Origin of the sequence: Paenibacillus sp. EZ-K15 (assembly GCF_002573715.1) — a bacterium.
Lineage (GTDB): Bacteria > Bacillota > Bacilli > Paenibacillales > Paenibacillaceae > Paenibacillus_AQ.
In genome coordinates this window covers 16333-37951 of record NZ_PDHM01000019.1, presented here as the reverse complement: position 1 = coordinate 37951, position 21619 = coordinate 16333, and the positions used below count along the sequence as shown (strand labels likewise).

Genomic DNA, 21619 nt, shown 5'->3' with positions numbered 1-21619 from the left:
AAAAAGGAGTGTTGCGATATGGATCATGAGTTCAACCGGAAGTGGCTGGAGGACAAATTTGAAAACATCCGCAGCCGTACCTTAAAAGTGCTGGTGCAGTTAAACGATGAGCAAGTCAATTGGCGGCCCAACCATTCCAGTCTGAGTATATCGACGTTGATCAGGCACATCGAAGGCAACATCCAAGAGCGGGTCATGAAGGGGATTCTGCATCAAGATGTTACGCGGAACCGGGAGGAAGAGTTGGCACAGGTTTTTGTCAGCCGGGACGATCTGATTCAGATCGTGAAGAATCGGTTTCAGTTCCTGATCGATACGGTAAAATCCATGCCTGGCGAGGACTTTGAACAGGTTCAATCGGTACGCGGAAAAGAACGCAGCAACCTCGACATACTGCATCAATGTGCCACGCATTATTCGGAGCATATGGGTCAGATTTTTTACATCGCGAAGCAGTGTTTGGCGGTTCAATATAAACCCACATCGATCTAATAAAGTAAATCCCCCTTAGATGGCACTTTCAGCGATCAAGGGGGACTTTTTTATTTTACGGTTGACCAGGAGAAGGGACCTGGTGAGTTTCTTTTTTCTGCATAATGCTCGTCAGCGGCTCGGGCTCTCGATACGTGATCGATTCGTTGACTCCGACATCCAGCTGCCCGTTATTGAACTGGACACCTATAAGATGCGTGCCGGATGGCGATGAAATACCCAAAGCGCGTCCGTTGGTGGAGGTTCCGTTCAGCCCCTGATTGTTCCCCGGCGTGAAGACGGCCAGTAGTTGAGAAGGCGAGAGCTTATCTCCGGAGACGTTATAGTTGGCAAGGAGCTGCTCCATACTCAGGTCATAACAGCAGGGCTGCTTCTTGATCCAGATCACCTTGGTTTCATTCGGGCGGATGATGGTGTCGGTGCTGTAGCGATCCTTCGTAATGGTCCAGCGATTAGACTTGGATTTATCGAATGGGAGGGCAGGGTCGTAATAGTAGTAGATTTGATATCCTTCCAGATCGATCTCCCGGTCATTTGGATTGTAGATCTCCACATAATTGTAATTCCCTTGCTCGTTCGAGTTAGCGACGACCTCAGTGATGTGCAGAGCCGTGGTCAAGGGCAGCTTGAGCACGGTTTCTTCGGTGGTTTTGTTTGCCTTTTGCAGCGTGCCTTCCATCATGACGGGATAATGATCGCTCGGATATTGGCCGTCTTCATTATAGTTGATAATCTCACTGTGCAGGACATTCCAGCCCTGGCTGTGCAGAATCCAGTCGATCCGGTTTCCGCTGCCGCCGCCTGTAGGGTCCTTGTAATTATGGAAGGTTCCCAGGTCATCGTTGGTGCGTTTCTTGGCGGTGATATGTGCATCCGACAGCCCGTTGCTTGTGAAAATCGAATACGTATCGCTTCCCGGAACAGTATTGAAATCACCGGTTACGACCACGGGGATATCCGAGGCAAAGGCCTTCATCTTGTCGACAATGAGTGCGGCGCCCTTCTGCCGGGAAACCTCGGATTGGTGATCCAGATGCGTGTTGACCATATAAAAGGTTTTGCCGTTCTGAAGATCCTGAAAGCGAACCCAGGTTGCCATCCGCGGAATCTGGTTACCCCAGCTGGCGGAGCTGATCGTCTGCGGCGTATCGGACAGCCAAAAGTGAGACTGCTCCAAGGGCTTCAGCCGCTCCGTATTATAAAAAATCGCCATGTACTCACCTAAGTTCCCGCCTTCACGTCCGACTCCAATCCGATCATATCCTGGCAGATCGTTCTCCAGATCTACAATTTGCCGGTGAAGCCCTTCCTGCGTCCCGATGACGTCCGGTTTATGCTCCAGAATCAGGTTCTTCGTAACAGGGCGACGGTTCTCCCAAGGTTGACTGTCATTGGCGGCATAACGCAGGTTGAAGCTCATCACGCGCAAAGGCCCCGAAGATGCTTCAGCCGCGCTTGCCAGTTCGCCAGAAGCGGATAGCGATGCCGTCGTCAGAAATGTAAGCATCATGAACAGGCTGGTGATTTTGGGGATTCTCATTAAAATTCCTCCTTCGTCATGTGCAAGATCATGTTCCTTCTAAAGTGGATGTTAAATAGGTTTAACCTGTCCTCCCTTCCTGATTTGCCCATATCATATCTTATTTTTAGCTGGTTGCGTATTTACAATTTTTTAGGTTTTTGCTTTTGTTTTGGATATTCGTGGAGGAAATGGATGAGCGTATCAGGAATATACCATTTAGGAATCGAGGTGATATGGTTTGAAGCCATTGAATTACAGCGCATTGATCAGCTCTTTGATTATGGGGATTTCCATCGTTGCGGCGAGTTTTATATTTCAAGGTGGTGAGGGCTCAAAGTCTGTTCCAGCTGTTACGGATGAAGCCTACTCGGTGCAATCTGAAAGTCCGTTAATGACTCTAGAACAAACTGCGGAATTCTTGAACCTTACCGAGTCTCAGGTGAAGAATATCATCTCATCCGAGAATGCGCTAAGAGGGCAGGGAGTTTCTGCGGGTTTACCGATTCCTTATATTGTGGTGCAAAGCGAAATCTACGTTAGCAAAATAGGACTTATCTCATGGCTTGAAGAGGCTACGAGGGAAAGAAGGGTGTATTGATATTACGATAGTTACGATCCAAGGCCCTTTAACTAACGTTAAGACGGACAACAACAGATACTCAACCAGAGGTTGAGTATCTGTCAGCCTACTCTACTTCCGCGTTATGTATTTTCGTTATGTTGTTGTGTATAGTTGTGGCATCTCTTAGAAAGCGTGGTGTCTTGATTGATGAATCAGGCGAACAGCGTAATTAACAACAATATCGGCAGGCTGCGAAAACAGCTCGGCATCACACAAGAGCAATTGGCTAACAGATTGGGTGTCAGCTATCAGGCCGTGAGTAAGTGGGAGAATGGGCAATCCTGCCCGGATATTTTACTAATTCCGATGCTCGCAGATGTATTCGGGGTCACAATTGATGAGATTTTTGGGAGGACTATCCATAACATCGATTTACGGAAAGGCCTCGTACTGGAGTATTTGTTCGATGGTAATGTACGAGACAGCAGCGGAGAGGGACGACATGGACGGCTTGAAGGCGCAAAATATGGCATCGACCGCTTTGGACGGAAGGGCGGGGCTTTAGCGTTGGATGGCAGAAATCATGATGTCCGGATCGACCAACCGCCTATTCTTTCTAATGATGCCTTTTCAATATCCGTATGGTGTTATTATGATACGCACAAGATCCTCCGAGGATGGCATAGCGCAATAGTTTCGCAAGATGGCCACAACCAGAACCGGGCGTTGCAGCTTAGCACGAAGGATGAGTATATTACGATCCATGGTTTCCTGAGAGAACCGGATCTATCGATGAACGCCAAGATCGTGAAGGAACACTGGTATCATGTGACCATGACTTACGAGGAATCCCGTTACCGAATGTACGTGAATGGTCGTCTAGTTGCCGAGCGTTCAGGCAGTTTTACACCACACAATGAAGAACCGATGTATATAGGCAGAAAATCAACCGATGAACCGTACTTCTTTTTCCAGGGACGTATCGACGACCTGCGGATCTATAATCGTGCCCTTCAGGGTTGCGAGATTGAAGCTCTCCATGTTGAAGGTGGTTATAAGCCGGCTCCAATGCCACAGGTGGAATCTGTGGAGGAACACATTCCGGTTCTGGAGGGATTGGACGACATCCGTATGATCTTTACAAAAGATACAATTGGGGCAGCGGCTGACTGGTATACCCGGAATTTAGGATTCAACTTATTAATGCAGGAAGAGGGCTTCTATATGTTGACGTTGTATAACAGCCCGAATTTGTTGTTGGAATGCGTGAAAGCAAGGGAGCCGGAATCTGGACAAGAGGCCTCGTTTATATTCAAAACCAATCGGGACATTGAAGAACTGCGTTCCTATTTATCTGCGGCTGGCGCGAGAGTTGAGCAGATTCGGGACGAAGGCTTCGCATGGTTTCTGGATTTTTCGGATCCTTTTGGACAAGCCTGGATCATTATGCGCGAGAAGGGTAGTCATCCGTTTTGAAGTTTCAACGACATGGTTGGATTGCGCGTAATGTGCGTTAACGGTAGAATGATGTTAATCAGCAAATATTTCATCCAAGAACCCTCCTCGTGGTTAACACCAAAGGTGGGTTCTGTTTGTTTATGATCATGTGCAAAGGAATGTGGGTATGACGGAAAATGGAATTGTGCTTGTGGTCAGTGTTACCCTTTTTCAAGGGGATCAAGTGCTCATCATCCAAGAAAATAAAGCTTCGGTGCGGGATACCTGGAACTTCCCGGGAGGGCGCATCGAGCCTGGGGAAGCTTTGCTTGAGGCGGCTATAAGAGAAGTGAAGGAAGAGACGGGATATGATGTCCAATTGACAGGCACTACAGGGGTTTATCAATTCCTCAGCAGTTTGAATAACCATGTCATCATGTTTCATTTTACCGGGGAAGTGGTGGGAGGCTCGCTTCAATTGGGAGCTGGCGAGATTAAGGATAGCCGGTGGGTTATGCTGCCTGATATCTTGGCAGATGACAGCATGAATTTCCGGGATGTCGAAGTCATGAGACAGATCGTTGAGAATCTCAAGAATGGCGTGCAGCACTCGCTTGCATTGTTTCATCCGTCTTTGCTTCTAACTTCGGGGTCATCGCATATTCATAATTCTTAGCGGATTATTTCGTATTATTTTTTTGAATAAAGGAGCGAAAGAGGGATGATCCAACCTAAAAAAATCGCTTTTGGCGGATTCGTTGTCATCGGTATGTTCATATTACTGTACCTGATGACAGAAACTCATGATGAAATTCAAAGAGCGTATCAAGATTTATCTCCCCAGCAATTATCGTTATTAAAAATGAGCTTATACGGATTCCTGTTCGGAGTTTTAATAGAGTGGAGAGCACTGGGTTGTTTAATTAAGGGGCAAGTTCGATTAAGCTGGCTGTTATTACCAGCTGCTATACTTACGGTCATCATCTTCATTCCTGGTATTTATTGGATCGAGTGGTTTGGAATTGGGAGGCTGTTTGTTATAGAGATATTCGGGAAACCGGAAATTCACATGCTGCTTTCCGTGTTCTCCGGTGTATTGTTTATACGATCTATCTGCAACAACAAACATAGGTCTAACCCATAGATGGGGACTAGTAATAGGATGAGAAGCATGATGGTTCTTTACTGCTGTGGAACACCGTTCATATGTTTTCGTATGTGAAGGATACGATTGATGTATCGAGGAGGTAAGGAAGTGGTCAGCATCCGTTTTCCCCTGGGTTCCTTTGAGCCAAAGGTGGAGCCGACATTGGAGGAGAGGCAGAGGTTCATACAACAGATACCTTCAATCGTACCGACGCTCCGGCAAATCATAATGAAATGTCCCCTTTCCCAACTGCATATGCCTTATCGTGAAGAGGGGTGGAGCATTCAGCAAATCGTGCACCATCTGGCTGATAACGACATGAACGCATACTTGCGATTTAAGCGTGCATTGACCGAGGATGAGCCGGTAGCAAGCTCGTACCGTGAGGATTTATGGGCTGAACTGAGTGATTACACGGAGGTTCCCATTGAGAACTCGCTTTCGCTTCTGGAAACACTTCACTTTCGTTTTCTTATCCTGCTTAAGGACTTACAGCCCGAGGATTTCAAGAGAACCATGAGAACTCAAGTGCTCGGCAGCATTACCTTGGATATCGCGCTGCAGCGATTCGTGTGGCACAACCAGCATCATATCGCGCAGATTACATCCATATTGAACCGTGAAAACGCGAAGCTACATAAGGAGTGAGCCCAATTGAGCTGGAGATCCAAGTATGCTTATGGAGGCATTGTGTTCAATCAGAATCAACAGGTTCTGATGAGAAGTCCGAGCGGTCATTGGGGCGGCTATGTTTGGACCTTCGCCAAAGGCGGTGTTGAAATAAGCGATAGCTCCCCGGAAGAAACGGCAACCCGAGAAGTGTTAGAGGAGACGGGATATAAGTGCAGCATTATCGCGGCCATTCCGGGTGAATATGAATCGGATACATGCTTGACGAAATATTTTTTGATGAGTCCGGAAGGATGGAGTGCTCATTATGATGAGGAAACGCAGGAAAACAAATGGGTTAGCGTGGAGCAGGCCTTTGAAATGATAGAAATGACATCAACCCAAAAAGGTAGACAACGCGATACAGATGCATTAATCAGTGCGATACATACGATGAGGGCATTAATAATAGAGAACAGATTCTAGTTATCCATTCTATTAGGAATCCAAAGGAGCCATCAAATCATGGGAATGTCAGATTACTATAAGGATCTAAGAGAAAAGATCGGAGACCAGTTAATATTTATGCCGTCCGTTGCGGGCATCATCCGCAATGATCAGGATTTTATTTTATTTGGAAGAAAGCATCATGAAGATGTATGGGGACTTGTGGCCGGCGCCATCGAGCTGGGAGAATCCCCGGCAGAGGCGATGACTCGCGAAGCGAAGGAAGAGACTGGGCTTGATATCGTGCCTGAACGAATCATTGGGGTATATGGTGGGAAAGAACGCCGATATACGTACAGCAACGGACATCAAGTGGAGTACCTCACCATTGTGTTTGATTGCCGCGTCATCTCGGGTGAGTTGGATCGTGAGAATGACGAGTTTGCGGAACTCGTGTTCTTTCCAGAGGATCAGCTGCCATCCACGGCAATAAAATATCCGGAGCATATTTTCAAAGCCAATGGGGAACGGGCTGATTTCTGAAGGGTATGACAGGCGGTACCTAAATTACAGCAAGCATGAACTTAACTTGGAGGTGAGCAGCCCGTTCCAGAGAGGGAATACACAAGATGGAACCCGCATGCTGCCGTTCTCGGTTTAGTCATGGGCATATACGTTGTGGTCTACGCGGGCGTGATCATCCGGTTGATCTATCATTATCATATTGCGGTGTCATTTGTATCTGTAATTTGGGTAGCTTTACCAGTACTGCTGCTGCTGTTCATATTGTTTCTAATATCAAAAAAATCCTGGAGCAAGTTAAAACGAATGCATTATGTATCAACCGTCACGATTGGTGCAATGCTCATTGGTTTCTCGCTATATGCCTTGGGTTATAACAAGTTACAACAGCACTTTGATTACAACCGTTGGGTCGGTTATCCAGAACAAAGATCGATCATGGTGGACGATTTTTTACAGAGTCATGATCTGATCGGTTTAAGCCAAGGAGAAGTGACGGACCGTCTCGGCGCCAATGACAATGCCAAATGGGCTAATGACGAAGATGATACAATTGTGTACGATCTTGGGACACAGCGAAGAGCCAATTACAGGAGAGAGGGCCTCTTTATTTACTTGGATGACCGCGGGTGTGTCATTAGCTATGAGATCTTGCCGAAGTAGAAAATACAGATGAGTTCTCTTTCCTGAACCTAGACAATAGAAAGCAGGTTGCCTATGACATTAAAATCGATAATCTTCGATCTGGATGAGACATTAACGGACAGAAGGGCAACGATTGACTTGTTCATTGAGCGATTGATTGCCAGGTACTTCCCGGATACCGATGAAGATACTCAGCTCATGATAGCCAAGCGATTCAAGGAAGCGGATCATAACGGCTATCGGGATAAGCAGGAAGTTTATCAGATGCTGGTCGAGCGGCTTCAGTGGGTGAATCCGCCTACGGCTGATGAATACCTGTCATTTTTCAGAAAAGAAATTCCGCTTTGTATCCAACCGATGGATCAGCTGTTTCCCGTGTTGCGTGAGTTGAAATCCAAGGGACTCAAGCTAGGCATCATCACCAACGGAACCGTTCAAGTCCAAGAGGGAAAGATCTCTCAACTGGGTATATGCGAGTACATCGATTCCATCGTGATCTCTGAGGAGGCTGGCTTCAAAAAACCTGATCCTGCAATCTATATGAAGGCCCTGGATCAGCTTAAGGTACTGCCATCTGAGACGTGGTACGTCGGAGACCATCCGCATAACGATATTATCGGAGCATCACAATGCGGTATTAAACCCATATGGTATACGCGAGATGGAAAGTGGGATTCTTCAGAAGAAGTGAAGCCGTATAGGACCATACATAAGCTGGAAGAATTGATCCGTATTTATGCCGACCACCATGAAGGTAGCACATAAGATAGAGTCTATATCATTGGAGGTGTACTGGTTTTGAAACGGTATAAGAATGAAAATGGGCGAAAGCTCATCTATGAATCTTACGACCGCTTGCTTGCGGGATGGGCGGTACCGTATGAGTCGCACAACATATCCACTTCGTACGGTATAACTCACGTGATAACGGCAGGTTCACCTGATCTTCCTCCGCTGCTGTTACTGCATGGAACCGGCGATAACGTCGCCATGATGTGGATTTATAACGTGGCGGAGTTATCCCGGAACTTCCGCATCATTGCGGTGGACAACATCGGAGGTTCAGGCAAGAGCGAGCCGAACGACAGGTATGCTCGTGATTTCAAACAGGCTGAATGGCTCGACGAGATCCTGGAGGCGATGAATGTTGACGCCGTGTATATCGCCGGGGTATCCTATGGAGCTTATCTGGCTTATCATTACACCATCGTCAGACCGGATCGAGTGAACAAGATCGTATGCTTGGCCGGCGGCATTTCCGGAAGCCAGTTCGAAGTGATGAGCAAGATGATGAGGGCTTTTCTACCTGAAGCTTTGTTCCCATCGGAACGGAATGTGCGTAAGCTGCTCCGTAAGCTGTGCGGTATACATGCAGATGCTTTTGAGAATAACCCGGAGTTAATGCAGCACTGGTTCTATCTGCTGAAGTACTTCAATAATCGGTCCATGATGAAACATACCATTACTATTCATTCGGCTGCCGACGTTCAGGCTATTCGCAACAAATCTTTGTTCGTTATGGGCGAGCAGGATTTGCTTAGTTATTATCCGAAGGCGGTTGCTAGACTGGAGGCGAATGGGATGCGGTACCGCATCGTTAAGGACGCTGGCCATGCGATCAATCATGAGATGCCGGAGCTCATTCATGAAGAGATACTAGGCTTTTGCAGGGAAGCTCGATCGGGGGAATGACCATTGAATATTAGACGATACATCGGACTGATCATCAATGCGTTTGTTTGTCTGATTCTGGTTCTGTTCGGAAATGCGATGACACCCGAACCCGGCCGCAGTTCCGGTAACGGCAATCCTGCCATACTGCTGATTATTCCTCTGAGCCTACTTTTCCTAGTGTTGGTCTATCAATGGATCCGTGTATTTAAGGATTTGAAGATGTCCCTCAGCACGGTAAGCTTTGTGATCTTAGCTCTGGCCGGCTATATCGTAGCGGGTTATGTATATCAGCTTCATCGACTCGAAGCCTATAGAGAAGTCCTAGCCGAGGCATTCGAATTGAGATATGGTGAAGTCGATTGGGCTCATATCGAATCCATTACATCCGGAATTTTATCGATACATATGAACAACCAATTTTTCAATTTGAACACGTACTTTATGATGGTGGCCTTCTCGCTTCTATTGTGCTTTATGTACAAACTGATACAGGGACTCATGAAAAGAAGACAAGGAACTTCCGTGAAGAATTAGTTTTGTGTAAATAAGTTTCATGGTATAGGAGGAAATGACGTGCCGTACTTTGACAGAACAAGAAAATGCTCCATCGTATTCCTGAGTTTGAGCGCACTTTTTTTCATCATGACCATAATTACGTTCTTTAACAGCCAATTCTCTGAAATTCTGGCTTACAACTTTACGAATGACATAAGAGGCAGCATACTTACGGTTATTTTTTTGATGCTTGCCATCGTATTGCTGCTGGCCGGAATATGCCCAATGACAACGAATAATATACCCCAATTGATTTACCAAGGAAAGGTCACTGTATTTGCTGCAACACGCACATAATCCAGTTGACAGGATTCCTTGGTCAGTAGAAGCTTTTGACAAGTTAATCAATTTAGAGTAATATCCACATGTAATAATTACACAGGTAAGAATAAGGATCTGAGTACAAGGCTGTCTCTTTACAGGGGGGGCTTTTTTTGCGTTTTTACGTGTTAGAAATCGAGTTATGGGGGTGGAAGCTATAAATACCGCTAATCGTAATCAAGTACTTATTGTTGAAGATGATGCACATATTAGACGTTTTGTATCGATAAATTTAATAAATAACGGATTTATGGTGAGTGAGGCTGCATTTGGAGGAGAAGCGATACAACTCTTCACTACGAATCGACCAGATGTTGTTGTTCTGGACATTATGCTGCCAGATGCTGATGGATTTGAAATCTGCCGACAGTTAAGAGAGATAGAGCCTGCGGTCATCATCGTCTTTTTAACTGCCCGCGGACAAGATCTGGACAAGATCAAAGGATTAGAAATCGGAGCTGATGATTATATTGTCAAACCGTTTAATCCGTTAGAGCTTGTAGCACGAATTAATGCGATATTGCGCCGAACAGAAACTGCTCTAAAACCGCAAAGATCCGTGATTCAATCCGGTCCAATTCGGATGGATCTGAATTCGAATAAAGTGTTCAAACATGACATCTTTATTGAATTAACGCCGAAGGAATTTCAACTAGTTAGAACCTTTCTAGAACATCCCGATATAGCACTATCCCGGAATAAATTATTAAATCTCGTATGGGGAGAGGATTATGTTGGAGATCCTAAAACAGTAGATGTTCATGTGCGAAAGTTACGGGAAAAGATTGAAGATGATGGCTCCAAGCCACATTGGATTGAAACGGTATGGGGAGTAGGATATCGCTTCAGGAAGGACGGTTAAGAAGTGGGTATTCAGAAAAGATTAGTAGGAAGTTATTTTGTGGTCATCTGTATCACTGTTCTCATTCTTGAGATTTTTCTCATGGTTTACGTGAGATATTATTATCTTCATAATGTAGAGCGGATTCTGATGAATCAAGCGGAGCTATCTGCTTCTTTTTTTCAGCAATATTTTGCCGATGAAGATCTGGAGAAACAATCGTATCGATTATTAAAGGGGTTTGCACATAACTCGGATGCGCAAGTACAGATTATTAATTCCTCAGGCCAACTTTTGCAGGACTCTACCGGACTTCCAGGCGGCAATGACATGACTACGTATTTAGATGTACGAACTGCACTCCAAGGACAACCCGGCACATGGAGAGGCAAGGACCCTTCCACCCAAGAAGCGATATTAGCGGTATCTTTTCCCTTACGAGCCAATAATATCATCGTGGGAGAAGTCAGATTTGTCACTTCCTTGACTGAAACACTACAGACAGTTCATCGTATTTCAATCGTACTGATCTGTGTAGGTCTGTTTGTTCTTGCGATTGTTACCGTTCTTGGACTATTGTTGTCTCGGACCATAACGAGATCAATTAAGGATCTTAAACAGGCGGCAGATCAGATGACAGAAGGAGACTTCAGCATAAGAGTACATAAACGCTATCAGGATGAGCTGGGTTCTTTGGCTGATACGTTAAATATGATGGCAGGTAGAATTTTGAAGAGCGAACAGCTTAAAAATGATTTTATTTCATCCGTGTCCCATGAACTGCGAACGCCATTAACGTCAATTAAAGGCTGGGCCATCACGCTGAAATCGAATGGGAATCACAACGAGCAAATCCTTAAAGAAGGATTGGATATTATTGAATCAGAAAGCGACAGGTTAACTTGTTTGGTGGAAGAACTGTTAGATTTCTCTAAACTGGATAACGGAAGAATTGTCATACACTCAGCACCTGTCCATCTATCAGAATTATTGCATCATGTGGGTAGACAACTTGCCCCAAGAGCTGCTCGGCAAGGAGTCTCACTCGAAATACAAGCAGAGGAGAATCTCCCTAACATTAATGCAGACGAGAATCGTTTGAAGCAGGTACTAATTAATTTAATTGATAATTCACTCAAATTTACAGATGCCACTGGTCGAATTCTTGTACACGCTTATACAGCTCAAGAACAAGTCGTTATTACCGTTGAGGACACTGGCTCAGGAATCGCAGAGGAGGATCTAGAGAATGTGCTGCAAAAATTTTACAAAGTTGATCCACATGCACCTGGCAGTGGTCTGGGTCTATCGATATCAGATGAGATCATTAAGTTACATCATGGAGAATTACGCATAATTAGTGAGGTAGGTAAGGGTACGACAGTCCAGATCTACTTGCCGATAAAAGAAAAAATATATTTAACTATTTCATAACCACTTCGTTCCCTTTCAAAGATAGAATAGTAAATAACCTTGACAATCGAGGAGCTGGTAATCAGAATGCTCAATAAACTCATTAGAATAGGTTTCATATCGACTACGTTATTGTTGCTCGGAGCATGTGGGATTCCCGCAACACCAGTAGATATGATTAAGCCTCCATTATCAGAAGCAAGTATTCAGCGAGATAAAATCAACCATGAACTTATCAAATTACTACCTGACGAGGTTCAATTGTTAGTTCCCACGCAGGGGAAAAACGGTAATGACATCTCGTTCGGAGATATGGACGGGGACGGTATCGATGAAGCTGTCGTTGTATATGAAGAGAATAAAGCAACAGGTAAAATGCTGAAAGCGGCGCTATTTAAGCAAGATAATGAGGAGTGGCGAATCGTATCGGAAGTCAAGGGCTTTGGTTACGGCTTGGAGTATGCTGGATTTCCAGATATCGATCAGGACGGTCGATCCGAGCTCGTGCTTGGCTGGTCGTTAGGGGCTGCAGGAAATGGTCTGGACATTTATGGCTTGAGTGAAGATAAATTGAAGCTGTTATCCAAGAAGGAGTATCACGGTAAGTTCGATCTTGAGTAATCCTTCCCAAGGATTGTAGCTAACAAGAGGGAGGTGTCCTATGATTTGAACGGTAAAATAAGGGCCGACCTGATTGTCTCCGATGGCCATCATAAAACACAATAGTCCGTGGCAATACGTCATGAAAAAAGACGTATGTCTGCTCATCGGATTATTTGTGATGTTCATTTTTAGGGGGATTCCTACAGAAATTCAACAAAATAGAGGTAGCCATCATGTTTATCACCCACATAATTTCAAAACTGGATAAAACCATGCTGTTCATTATATTGTGTCTTGTTGCCATTGGTACGATTGCTATTTATGGAGCCACAGTGGATACGAATTTAGAAGGCCTTCACATTAGTTATTTATATCTATTCGGTGCATTCTGCATTCCTATGCTGGCTCTCGCATTGTTAGATTATAGAGTTCTGTTTGGTAAGCTATCCTACGTTCTCTATGTAATTGGCATAGGGATGCTGGTTCTTGTCAAGTTTACCGGAGAGAACATTAACGGTGCTGTTCGTTGGCTAAGTATTGGAAGTTTTCAGCTTCAACCTTCTGAATTAGCTAAATTATTTACAGTGCTTCTGATTGCTCATTTATTAGGCAAGCGAGAGGGAGCTCAGCTTCGTATTGTTCAAGATATATTACCGATTTGTATCATTTTTATGATTCCTATCATCTTAATCATGCAGCAGCCCGATTTAGGCACTTCTCTAGTTTTTGTGGGTGCACTGCTTAGTATGCTGTGGATGGGTAACATCCGTTCATTATATATGATTCTGTTCATCAGTATTATGATCATTACGGTAGGCATAATATTATGGCTATATTATGCCAATTTCGAATTGTTATCCAAGATGGTAGAGCCTCATCAAATGTCAAGAATTCAGACTTTTCTTGACCCAGCCAGCGATCCCGATAAATCATGGCATGTTAAAAACGCACAATATGCGATAGCTTTGGGAGGATTGACTGGAAGTGACGTATCTTTTTTGCGTAGAGGGTTTGTTCCTTATGCGTATTCCGATTCGATCTATGTGGTCATAGGCGAGGAATATGGTTTTTTGGGTTCTGCGGTGCTGTTACTGTTATATTTCCTTCTCATATATCGTATGGTTCATATCGTCAAAGATAGTAGAGAACTTGCAGGGGCATATCTTGTTACCGGGCTTATAGGAATGTTAGTCTTTCAAATTTTCGTTAATATAGGCATGCATATCGGTTTGGTACCCCTGACGGGTATTTCCTTACCGTTCATAAGTTATGGAGGCAGCTCACTACTTAGTAATATGATTGCAATTGGTTTGGTGTTAAGTGTCAAATTTCATAAAAACGATATCTATATAGAATGAACTAAAGACAACCTTATTATTACAGAAATAGAAAGCAGGTTAAGAAATTGGGCATTTCTCAAACGGATGATCTCGTATTTCAATTCATCAATCAAATGGCAGTAACATTCTCTGCATTAAATCCATTTATGCGTTTTTTATCAGAAAAAGCGGAATACCTCTTTTACCTAGGGATTATTGTTTATTGGTTTACTCGCATCCATAAGAACAGGCAAATGGTGATAACAACTCTCTTGTCAGCTTGTGTTGGATTTAGTGTTGGCAGTATACTTTCTCACTTTTTTTATAGGGATAGGCCTTTTGTCCATCATACGGTTAACCAATTAATTGAACATTCCGCTAACGCTTCATTTCCAAGTAATCATTCGATTGGGGCTTTTGTAATCGCAACAGGTATATGGTTGTTTCGTAAGAAAGATGGCGTAATTTGGCTTGTATTGGCAGGTTTGATTTCGTTCTCCCGAATTTGGAATGGTGTTCATTATCCTTCCGATGTCATCACGGGAGCATTCATTGGTGTAATTAGTGCATTTATGATTTATCAAATGGTTCATCGATGGTCTGTAGCTCAAAAATGTTTGAACGCTGGCATCAATCTTTATGAAAAAATTGAGAAAAATATTTGGAAAAGTTATAAAAAAGCTTCTAAACTCAAAAATTGAATATTATTAGAATTGAGTGGAGGAAATTATGTCTATCAAACCTAAGAGAAAAGCAATTCGTAAAGTTATGATGAGCATTTACCTTGTTATAAGCGCCCTGATACTTGGAGTTGGAATCTATGCGGGGTATATATATTATAAGGCGGATGCTGCGATTCAACGTGTGGCAGCTCCAAAGCTGGCTGGCGATCCGATTGATTATGTAAAGAAGGAATCGATTCAACCTATGACATTTCTTTTGGCGGGTGTAGATAGTCGGGATGGTGGTGGTGGGGTGATGAATACAGATGTTCTTATGCTTGTCAGTTTCAACCCACAAACCCAATCTGCTAGTTTGTTGTCCCTGCCGCGTGATTTGCTGCTAAAACCTAAATCGTTGCCTGCTCATAAATCCAATTATTATTATGCTTATTACTATATAAAGGATAAGTCAGAGGCTATTCCTAATACAAAACGTTTTTTCTCTGATTTGCTAGGTTTTCCGATTGATCATATGGTCGTGTTGAATTTTGATGCCTTACGGCAGACCGTGGACGCACTTGGCGGACTGCAAATCGATGTCGACATGGATATGAAATATAACGATTCCGCAGACGGAACGCATATCGATTTAAAAAAGGGCTTGCAGACTCTTAATGGTCAACAAGTGCTCGACTATGTCAGGTATCGTAAATCAAATCAAGGGACTCGGGAGTCCTCCGATTTCGCACGTAACGATCGACAGCAGCAAGTGATCAAGCAGATCATTGAGAAATTGGGGGATTTTCAAGGGATTTCCCAATGGGGAAACATATTGGACATTATCGGTGAAAATGTGAAGTCTGATATTCCTGAATCTGATCTTCAACAATGGGTCTATAATTTCCCGAAAATCAAGCCGAATCAGATTCGTTCATTGCAGTTGGAATCCAGTTGGAAGAGTCCCTATGTTTACGTAAACAAAGAGGATTTGCAACAAGCGTTGATAGATCTAGCTGATGAAGCAGGTATCCGTTCAGAAATTTCCTTTAAATGGGAAACTATTGGGGTGCTGGAGTGATCCGTGCATTGAGTCCTTTAGTTGGTCAGACCTTATTTAACTTCATCTCAACTTTCGCTATTTAAACAATTAAACGAACCCTTGATGTAACTAGGTAAATTAGAGATCCAATCCTGCAGTTGACATAAAACAAATGTTTGATTCTTCTGGTTCTGCTCTTTAGCAAAAATGAAGTCATGAGTTGCTGGAGCGCAATCTGGTAGACCAGATCGCGAAATCGCCGGTCCGACAGTGGAAATTAGAAGTCGACATGCTTGCTATACTGGCGGCTTTAGCGACTAAGACCCCGCCACCGACTGATATCAGATGAATTATTGGAGAACCTTTTGACGTCATGAATTTGCGTTTATCTACCATTCAGGATCCAATGGGCGCCGTGATCACTATGCAATCACTAAGGATGCCCATAACGAGATATCGGATATGACAACAGAAGGGCTGCCGTGCTGGCTGGTACTTACATCAACTAATGCAGTAGTACCGGGAGAATTCTATTCGAAGCTGTCGATTGGAAACTTGAAAATCGAAATGAGGATGCAACGATTGTGTTTCAGAATCGTAGTCAATATGAATGCGGCCTGAGTATGGTTGTTTCCGATAATGGAGCAGCTTGGTCTGAATGGAATGTTTATTACACCATTCAAGACTGTGAACGAAGTTTAATCAATGCTCGGAGGCTTGGTGCGTATTCCATCATTGAGACTCAGGATAAGCCTGGGATTGGCCGATTTGCCAGTATCACGGGTCCTGATGGTATCAAGTGTTTCATCATGGCTCGCGAGTAGGTGCTTTATTTCAATATAGCTTATGTATTTACGGAGGTTATCCGGGCGATTCGTTTGTCCTCGGGTAACCTTTTTAATTAGGTGATTTCATACCGAAATGAGGCCATATTGCATTTTAACAAATGGGTCGCTCCAGATGCGTTACATCCCGATATGGATCGGAAGATCGTTGTATAGAAAGCGCTTTACCCACACTTCTATAATGGTAGCAAGCTGTAAAAGGCGCTTAATGCTATAACGGCCTGAATGCAGCACAGATGCACGCAGAAGGAGGCAATCCACAGATGTTAGGAAGCAGCGATACGGCGGTGAACGTGGGGGTGAATGCCGAAACTCACATTCGCTTGGCGAATGGTCTGGTGGCCATTGAGGTGGATTTGGAAAAAGGCGGTTACGCCTACGCAGGCAGCAGGGGGTTCGCTCTGCAAGAAGTACGAAGCGGCTTTCGATGGCAGGGCCGGGAATACCACACGGGGAATTATGACCGCCACTATATGATAGGCCAGCCGGAGAAGATCCAAGATTCGTTCGGTACAGGAATCCATGCCGTGATAAAGCATGAATCCGATCTGCTACCAGGCATGGAACAGCATTTTTACGTCTATGAGGGAACTTCATCTTTCATCACACGGGTCGTCATAGTCGGTCAAGAGGACTTAAAGGTAAACCGCATCGCGGTGGTGAAAACCGATAGCGTATCGAGCGGGAGCGAGACGGTTTCGGGAGAAGCGCTGCATGTGCTGCGCGTGCCGTATGACAATGACAAATGGGTGCGCTACCTGACGGAGACGGCCCCTCTGGAGACGGAAAGCTACGAAGTGACGGCCTTGTTCCAGCCGGATAGCCGCAATGGATTGATTCTGGGATCGATCAGTCATGACGTATGGAAGACCGGCATTCGCGTGAAAGGGGAAACCGCAGGCAAGCTGGATGAACTGGAACTGTACGCTGGCGCGGCCGACATCATGACCCGAGATTCCCAGCCGCATGGCTACGTAAGAGGAATGCGCGTCGAATCTCCACTGGTTATGGTAGGGGATTACGACGATTACCGGACGGGACTCGAAGCGTATGGGGAAGCGAATGCGAAGATAGCGCCTGCTCTGAGCTGGGAAGGCGGCGTCCCGATCGGATGGAACAGCTGGTCGGCCGCCATGAGCACGCTGGATCACGACCTCTATGTGGCGACGAGCGATTTTCTGAAGCGGGAGGTTCAGCCGCAGGGCTTTCATAACGAGGATACCCTGTACATTAATTTCGATGCGTTCTGGGATCGCCTGACGCCTGCCGAGATGGAGGATGCCTTGAAAAGGGTCCGCGAGAACGGGCACAAACCCGGTACATACTGGACGCCGTTTGCGTTCTGGGGAAGTCCGGCTGGGTTCGGTAACCCCGTTGAGGGTACCGATGGGAAGTATACCTATGGCGATATCCTGCTTCGCGACCAGGATGGCGAGATTTTGCCGGATGTTGACGGCGGACTTGCGATTGATCCTACGCATCCCGGGAACCTGGCGCGTATCGATTGGTTCATGGATAAATTCGTCTCCGAAGGATTTGAGTATATCAAGCTGGACTTCATGGCTCACGGGGCTCTTGAGGGCAAGCATTACAATCCGAATATTACGACAGGGATCGCTGCATATAATTACGGCCTGTCGTATCTGACGGATAAACTCTCCCCGGAGCGGATCGGCAGACCGTTCTTCATCAACCTGTCGATTGCCCCGCTGTTTCCTTATTCCTATGCGCACAGCCGCAGAATTTCCTGCGATGTGTTCGGAACGATCAAGGATACGGAATATTTGCTGAACTCGCTGACACACGGGTGGTGGATGAACGATACGCTGTACCGTTTTAACGATCCGGACCATGCCGTGATCTATAAAAGCTTCAACCAGGATTCGACGACCCGCCATGAAGGGCGAAGCCGTCTGACCGCGTCCGTGATCTCGGGAACAGTGCTGCTGCTGGGCGATGACTTCCGGCATGAGGAAGCGGCATGGCGCGCCAAGACCTGGCTGGGAAATGAGGCGATCATCGAGATTGCGAGACTGGGCAGAACCTTTGTGCCTGTAGAGGGGAATCTCGGGAAACAGGCTGCGGATACGTTTGTACTGACACATCCAAGCGAACCGGGAACAACGTATATTGCCGTATTTAACTTTGACGGAGCCGAGTCCGAGCAGAAGGGGGTTTCCTTGGAACGCTGCGGCCTCGAGGCGCACGCTTCCTACACGGTCCTGGATGTGTGGGAAGGAACGGCAGGTCAAGCGGAGGGTACACTTGTGGTCGAGCTGGCGCCAGCCGAATCGAAAATCCTGAAATTAAGCCGAAATCAATAGAAGGAGGAGAGGTTCAGTGAGTATTCATCCGTTCAAATTCTTCCAAAAGCCATTCATGCTCTTCTTATCGATTCTGTTAGGGGGGTCTGTGCTAGGAAGCTCCCTCGCTTCGGCAGAACCGCAGCAGCCGAGTCAGGCGGCCGGAGGCATCCTTTCCTACGAGGCTGAGGCATCTCAGAACACGTTTACCGGCAATGCAGGAGCGGTCGATTGCGATTTCTGTTCGGGCGGGCAAAAAGCCGGCAATCTGTACGGCGGTTCCACCCTGACGTTCAACGAGATTCAGGCCGATAAGGCCGGTATATACAATATGAACATGTTCTACATCTCCGGGGATTCCCGCGCGGCTTCGATCTCCGTGAACGGAGCGGAGAAGGAGAATTTCAGTTTTCCGAAAACAGCGGATTGGAACACGATCGGCACCTATCAGATTCAAATCTACTTGAATCAGGGCAGCAACACGATTCTGTTCGATGATGCAGGCGGATACTCGCCCGATTTTGACAAGATTGAGCTGACCTTTGATTCAGCCGGCGATGACGGATCAGGCCCAGATGGCAGCATCGGCGATTTGGGCAAGCAAAAGAAAGCCACGAGCTATGGCTCCATCACCTTAACCGAATATGCCAACGGCTTCAAGGTATCCAATCCGACGTATGAGCTGCTGTACAACACCTCGACCGGATTGTCGCAATACAATTGGAACGGCAAAGCGGTTGCCAAGGGGTTATACAGCGAGATCCAGCTCGACCGAATGGTTGCAAGTAAAGATTATAAACATCATAAATTCTATAAAAATCAAGTAGTCCCATTCCAGGATGCAACCGGCAAGGGCATCAAGGTAACGGTCGTGAATGAGGATGTGGGAATGCCATCGCTCAGCCAGATCTATTACGTCTATGAAGACGGGCCGTATCTGCTTACGGAAACAGTCGCTTCCCATCATTCCGCAATAACTACGGGGAACATAGCACCCATCGCGATGGAAGCAAGAGGCGGCATCGACATCGGCAGCTATGACGATAATCGGGTTCTCGTCGTTCCGTTCGATAATGATGCTTGGTCCAGATACCAGGCGAAGTCGATGAATACGGGCCTCAACAATGGTCTGTATATCAGCTCGGAGCTTACGGCTATCTATGATAATACGAGCCGGAACGGCCTCGTTATCGGATCGGTGACGCATGACACGTGGAAAACCGGCATCTATTGGAGCGGCTCGAATGACAAATTGAACAAACTGCGCGTATATGGCGGATTTACGTCATCCACCTCCACGTGGGACACGATCCCGCATGGAAAGGTAACGGGCAAGCAGATTGCTTCACCGAAAATCATGGTCGGCTTTTTCGAGGACTACCGGACCGGGCTAGAGGAGTTTGGCCAGGTGAATGCAGCGATCCAGCCTCCGTTAGCCTTTGGCGAAGACATTCCTGAAGGCGTTCCGGTCGGCTGGAACAGCTGGGGAGCTTATGCCAGCGATTTAAGCTTTGACAAGGCAGTTTCGGTCTCGAATTATTTTAAAGACCATATTCAGAACCATTCCTTCAACAATGAAGGCAATATCTACATCAATCTCGATTCCTATTGGGATAACATGACGGATCAGCAGCTGACGGATCTGGTTCAGCTCATTCATAGCAATGGACAGAAGGCCGGCATCTATTATTCGCCGTTCGTGTACTGGGGCAACAATATGGAGCAGGAAGTCGAAGGGACGAACGGCAAGTATAAATACGGCGATATCGTGCTGCGTGATTTGGACGGAAACGTGCTGCCGACGCTGGACGGCGCTTACGCCGTAGATCCGACACATCCAGGCGTGAAACAGCGGATCGATTATTACATGAATAAGTTCAAGAGCAAGGGCTTTGAATATATCAAAATCGATTTTCTGAGCCACGGAGCAATGGAAGGCAAGCATGATGACGCCAACGTTCAAACCGGCGTCCAGGCCTACAATCAAGGGATGGCTTACCTGAATGAAGTGCTGGACGGCTCCATGTTCATCAGCGCTTCCATCGCGCCGCTGTTCCCTAGCCAATATGCGCACAGCCGCCGTATCTCGTGCGATATCGACGGAAGTATCGGCAGCACGGAATATCAATTGAACAATCTGACGTACGGCTGGTGGCAGAACGGAACGATCTATCATTATACCGATCCGGACTATATGCACTTAACCAAAGGCGGATCGATCGAAGGCGCGCAGTCGCGCGTCAATGCGGCCGCAATCTCCGGCACGGTCTTCCTGAATTCGGATGACGTAACCGATGCGACGGCACGGCAGTACATGGAAACGCTGCTGACGAATCCGGAAGTAAACGGGCTTGCGATGAAGGGCAAGGCGTTCCGGCCGGTAGAAGGCAACACGGGCACGCAAGCAGCGAACGTATTCGTGCTGGACGATCAGGGAACCCACTATGTAGCCGTGTTTAACTATACGCAAAATGCGGCACAGCGTACCGTGGATCTCGTTCGTGCCGGTATCGCTGCGGAAGGGGCGGCGTCCTATACGGTGACGGATGTATGGAGCGGCCAATCTCAGACGGGGTCTGGCTCTTCGCTGGATGTGACGCTAAAAGCGGCCGAATCCAAGCTTTATAAAATCGTCCCTAATCCATAACAAGAAGTCATAGA

The 21619-nt window shown here is 46.1% G+C and carries 24 protein-coding genes; 23 read left to right on the top strand and 1 reads right to left on the bottom strand.

Annotation, left to right across the window (positions count from 1 at the left end; genetic code table 11):
• The first annotated feature begins 18 nt into the window (after positions 1–18).
• Entirely contained in the window at positions 19–492 is a 474-nt protein-coding gene (locus CRG97_RS22290; RefSeq protein ID WP_098747523.1) for a DinB family protein, read from the top strand.
• A gap of 55 nt (positions 493–547) precedes the next feature.
• Here CRG97_RS22290 and CRG97_RS22285 read toward each other — a convergent pair whose 3' ends face one another.
• Entirely contained in the window at positions 548–2032 is a 1485-nt protein-coding gene (locus tag CRG97_RS22285) for an endonuclease/exonuclease/phosphatase family protein (RefSeq protein WP_098747520.1), read from the bottom strand.
• Between the two features lie 220 nt (positions 2033–2252).
• Between CRG97_RS22285 and CRG97_RS22280 the strand changes: the two genes are divergently transcribed.
• From CRG97_RS22280 to CRG97_RS22180, 22 genes are all read left to right on the top strand, one after another.
• Positions 2253–2612 (top strand): hypothetical protein, encoded by a 360-nt coding sequence (locus tag CRG97_RS22280; RefSeq protein WP_098747517.1) that lies wholly within the window; start codon positions 2253–2255, stop codon positions 2610–2612.
• 171 nt (positions 2613–2783) lie between these two features.
• Complete coding sequence (locus CRG97_RS22275) at positions 2784–4052, top strand: LamG-like jellyroll fold domain-containing protein (RefSeq protein ID WP_098747514.1); 1269 nt, start codon at positions 2784–2786, stop codon at positions 4050–4052.
• Positions 4053–4200: 148 nt separating this feature from the next.
• Entirely contained in the window at positions 4201–4689 is a 489-nt protein-coding gene (locus tag CRG97_RS22270) for an NUDIX hydrolase (RefSeq protein WP_098747511.1), read from the top strand.
• Between the two features lie 45 nt (positions 4690–4734).
• Positions 4735–5157 carry a hypothetical protein gene (locus CRG97_RS22265; protein ID WP_098747509.1) on the top strand — a complete coding sequence of 141 codons (423 nt, stop codon included), beginning with the start codon at positions 4735–4737 and terminating at the stop codon, positions 5155–5157.
• A gap of 111 nt (positions 5158–5268) precedes the next feature.
• Positions 5269–5808, top strand: a complete 540-nt coding sequence (locus tag CRG97_RS22260) for a YfiT family bacillithiol transferase (RefSeq protein WP_237566540.1) — start codon at positions 5269–5271, stop codon at positions 5806–5808.
• Positions 5809–5814: 6 nt separating this feature from the next.
• Positions 5815–6255, top strand: a complete 441-nt coding sequence (locus tag CRG97_RS22255) for an NUDIX hydrolase (RefSeq protein ID WP_098747505.1) — start codon at positions 5815–5817, stop codon at positions 6253–6255.
• 39 nt (positions 6256–6294) lie between these two features.
• Positions 6295–6759, top strand: coding sequence for an NUDIX domain-containing protein (locus tag CRG97_RS22250; RefSeq protein ID WP_098747503.1), 465 nt, complete (start codon positions 6295–6297; stop codon positions 6757–6759).
• Positions 6760–6879: 120 nt separating this feature from the next.
• On the top strand, positions 6880–7401 hold the full coding sequence (locus CRG97_RS22245; protein WP_098747501.1) for a hypothetical protein: 522 nt from the start codon (positions 6880–6882) through the stop codon (positions 7399–7401).
• Between the two features lie 54 nt (positions 7402–7455).
• Complete coding sequence (locus CRG97_RS22240; protein ID WP_098747499.1) at positions 7456–8148, top strand: HAD family hydrolase; 693 nt, start codon at positions 7456–7458, stop codon at positions 8146–8148.
• Positions 8149–8181: 33 nt separating this feature from the next.
• Positions 8182–9075 carry an alpha/beta fold hydrolase gene (locus CRG97_RS22235; RefSeq protein WP_098747497.1) on the top strand — a complete coding sequence of 298 codons (894 nt, stop codon included), beginning with the start codon at positions 8182–8184 and terminating at the stop codon, positions 9073–9075.
• Positions 9076–9078: 3 nt separating this feature from the next.
• The gene (locus CRG97_RS22230; RefSeq protein ID WP_098747495.1) at positions 9079–9591 is read left to right on the top strand and encodes a hypothetical protein; all 513 of its coding nucleotides are present in this window, start codon (positions 9079–9081) and stop codon (positions 9589–9591) included.
• A 39-nt stretch (positions 9592–9630) separates the two neighbouring features.
• Positions 9631–9909: a hypothetical protein gene (locus CRG97_RS22225; protein ID WP_098747492.1), complete on the top strand. Its 279-nt coding sequence runs from the start codon at positions 9631–9633 to the stop codon at positions 9907–9909.
• Entirely contained in the window at positions 9890–9970 is an 81-nt protein-coding gene (locus tag CRG97_RS34115; RefSeq protein ID WP_340390707.1) for a hypothetical protein, read from the top strand. Before CRG97_RS22225 ends, CRG97_RS34115 begins: the two co-directional genes overlap by 20 nt.
• Before the next feature lie 105 nt (positions 9971–10075).
• Positions 10076–10795, top strand: coding sequence for a response regulator transcription factor (locus CRG97_RS22220; RefSeq protein WP_237566539.1), 720 nt, complete (start codon positions 10076–10078; stop codon positions 10793–10795).
• Between the two features lie 3 nt (positions 10796–10798).
• Positions 10799–12208, top strand: coding sequence for a sensor histidine kinase (locus tag CRG97_RS22215; protein ID WP_098747489.1), 1410 nt, complete (start codon positions 10799–10801; stop codon positions 12206–12208).
• A 240-nt stretch (positions 12209–12448) separates the two neighbouring features.
• A complete protein-coding gene (locus tag CRG97_RS22210; RefSeq protein ID WP_237566538.1) occupies positions 12449–12808 on the top strand; it encodes a hypothetical protein in 360 nt (119 codons plus the stop codon).
• Positions 12809–13023: 215 nt separating this feature from the next.
• Positions 13024–14148: an FtsW/RodA/SpoVE family cell cycle protein gene (locus CRG97_RS22205; RefSeq protein WP_098747485.1), complete on the top strand. Its 1125-nt coding sequence runs from the start codon at positions 13024–13026 to the stop codon at positions 14146–14148.
• A gap of 47 nt (positions 14149–14195) precedes the next feature.
• Positions 14196–14810 (top strand): undecaprenyl-diphosphatase, encoded by a 615-nt coding sequence (locus tag CRG97_RS22200; protein ID WP_237566537.1) that lies wholly within the window; start codon positions 14196–14198, stop codon positions 14808–14810.
• A 28-nt stretch (positions 14811–14838) separates the two neighbouring features.
• Positions 14839–15849: an LCP family protein gene (locus tag CRG97_RS22195; protein ID WP_098747482.1), complete on the top strand. Its 1011-nt coding sequence runs from the start codon at positions 14839–14841 to the stop codon at positions 15847–15849.
• A 545-nt stretch (positions 15850–16394) separates the two neighbouring features.
• Positions 16395–16634, top strand: a complete 240-nt coding sequence (locus tag CRG97_RS22190; RefSeq protein WP_098747479.1) for a VOC family protein — start codon at positions 16395–16397, stop codon at positions 16632–16634.
• 284 nt (positions 16635–16918) lie between these two features.
• Positions 16919–18979: an alpha-galactosidase gene (locus CRG97_RS22185; protein ID WP_098747476.1), complete on the top strand. Its 2061-nt coding sequence runs from the start codon at positions 16919–16921 to the stop codon at positions 18977–18979.
• 16 nt (positions 18980–18995) lie between these two features.
• Entirely contained in the window at positions 18996–21605 is a 2610-nt protein-coding gene (locus tag CRG97_RS22180) for a carbohydrate-binding protein (protein WP_098747473.1), read from the top strand.
• Positions 21606–21619 lie beyond the last annotated feature (14 nt).

What these genes read in the sequence shown, in the direction of transcription:
- CRG97_RS22220 (WP_237566539.1), top strand. Translation starts at nt 10,076, where the DNA reads ATGGGGGTGGAAGCTATAAATACCGCTAATCGTAATCAAGTACTTATT.
- CRG97_RS22240 (WP_098747499.1), top strand. Translation starts at nt 7,456, where the DNA reads ATGACATTAAAATCGATAATCTTCGATCTGGATGAGACATTAACGGAC.
- CRG97_RS22195 (WP_098747482.1), top strand. Translation starts at nt 14,839, where the DNA reads ATGTCTATCAAACCTAAGAGAAAAGCAATTCGTAAAGTTATGATGAGC.
- CRG97_RS22290 (WP_098747523.1), top strand. Translation starts at nt 19, where the DNA reads ATGGATCATGAGTTCAACCGGAAGTGGCTGGAGGACAAATTTGAAAAC.
- CRG97_RS22285 (WP_098747520.1), bottom strand. Translation starts at nt 2,032, where the DNA reads ATGAGAATCCCCAAAATCACCAGCCTGTTCATGATGCTTACATTTCTG.
- CRG97_RS22185 (WP_098747476.1), top strand. Translation starts at nt 16,919, where the DNA reads ATGTTAGGAAGCAGCGATACGGCGGTGAACGTGGGGGTGAATGCCGAA.
- CRG97_RS22205 (WP_098747485.1), top strand. Translation starts at nt 13,024, where the DNA reads ATGTTTATCACCCACATAATTTCAAAACTGGATAAAACCATGCTGTTC.
- CRG97_RS22270 (WP_098747511.1), top strand. Translation starts at nt 4,201, where the DNA reads ATGACGGAAAATGGAATTGTGCTTGTGGTCAGTGTTACCCTTTTTCAA.
- CRG97_RS22275 (WP_098747514.1), top strand. Translation starts at nt 2,784, where the DNA reads ATGAATCAGGCGAACAGCGTAATTAACAACAATATCGGCAGGCTGCGA.
- CRG97_RS22265 (WP_098747509.1), top strand. Translation starts at nt 4,735, where the DNA reads ATGATCCAACCTAAAAAAATCGCTTTTGGCGGATTCGTTGTCATCGGT.
- CRG97_RS22250 (WP_098747503.1), top strand. Translation starts at nt 6,295, where the DNA reads ATGGGAATGTCAGATTACTATAAGGATCTAAGAGAAAAGATCGGAGAC.
- CRG97_RS22245 (WP_098747501.1), top strand. Translation starts at nt 6,880, where the DNA reads ATGGGCATATACGTTGTGGTCTACGCGGGCGTGATCATCCGGTTGATC.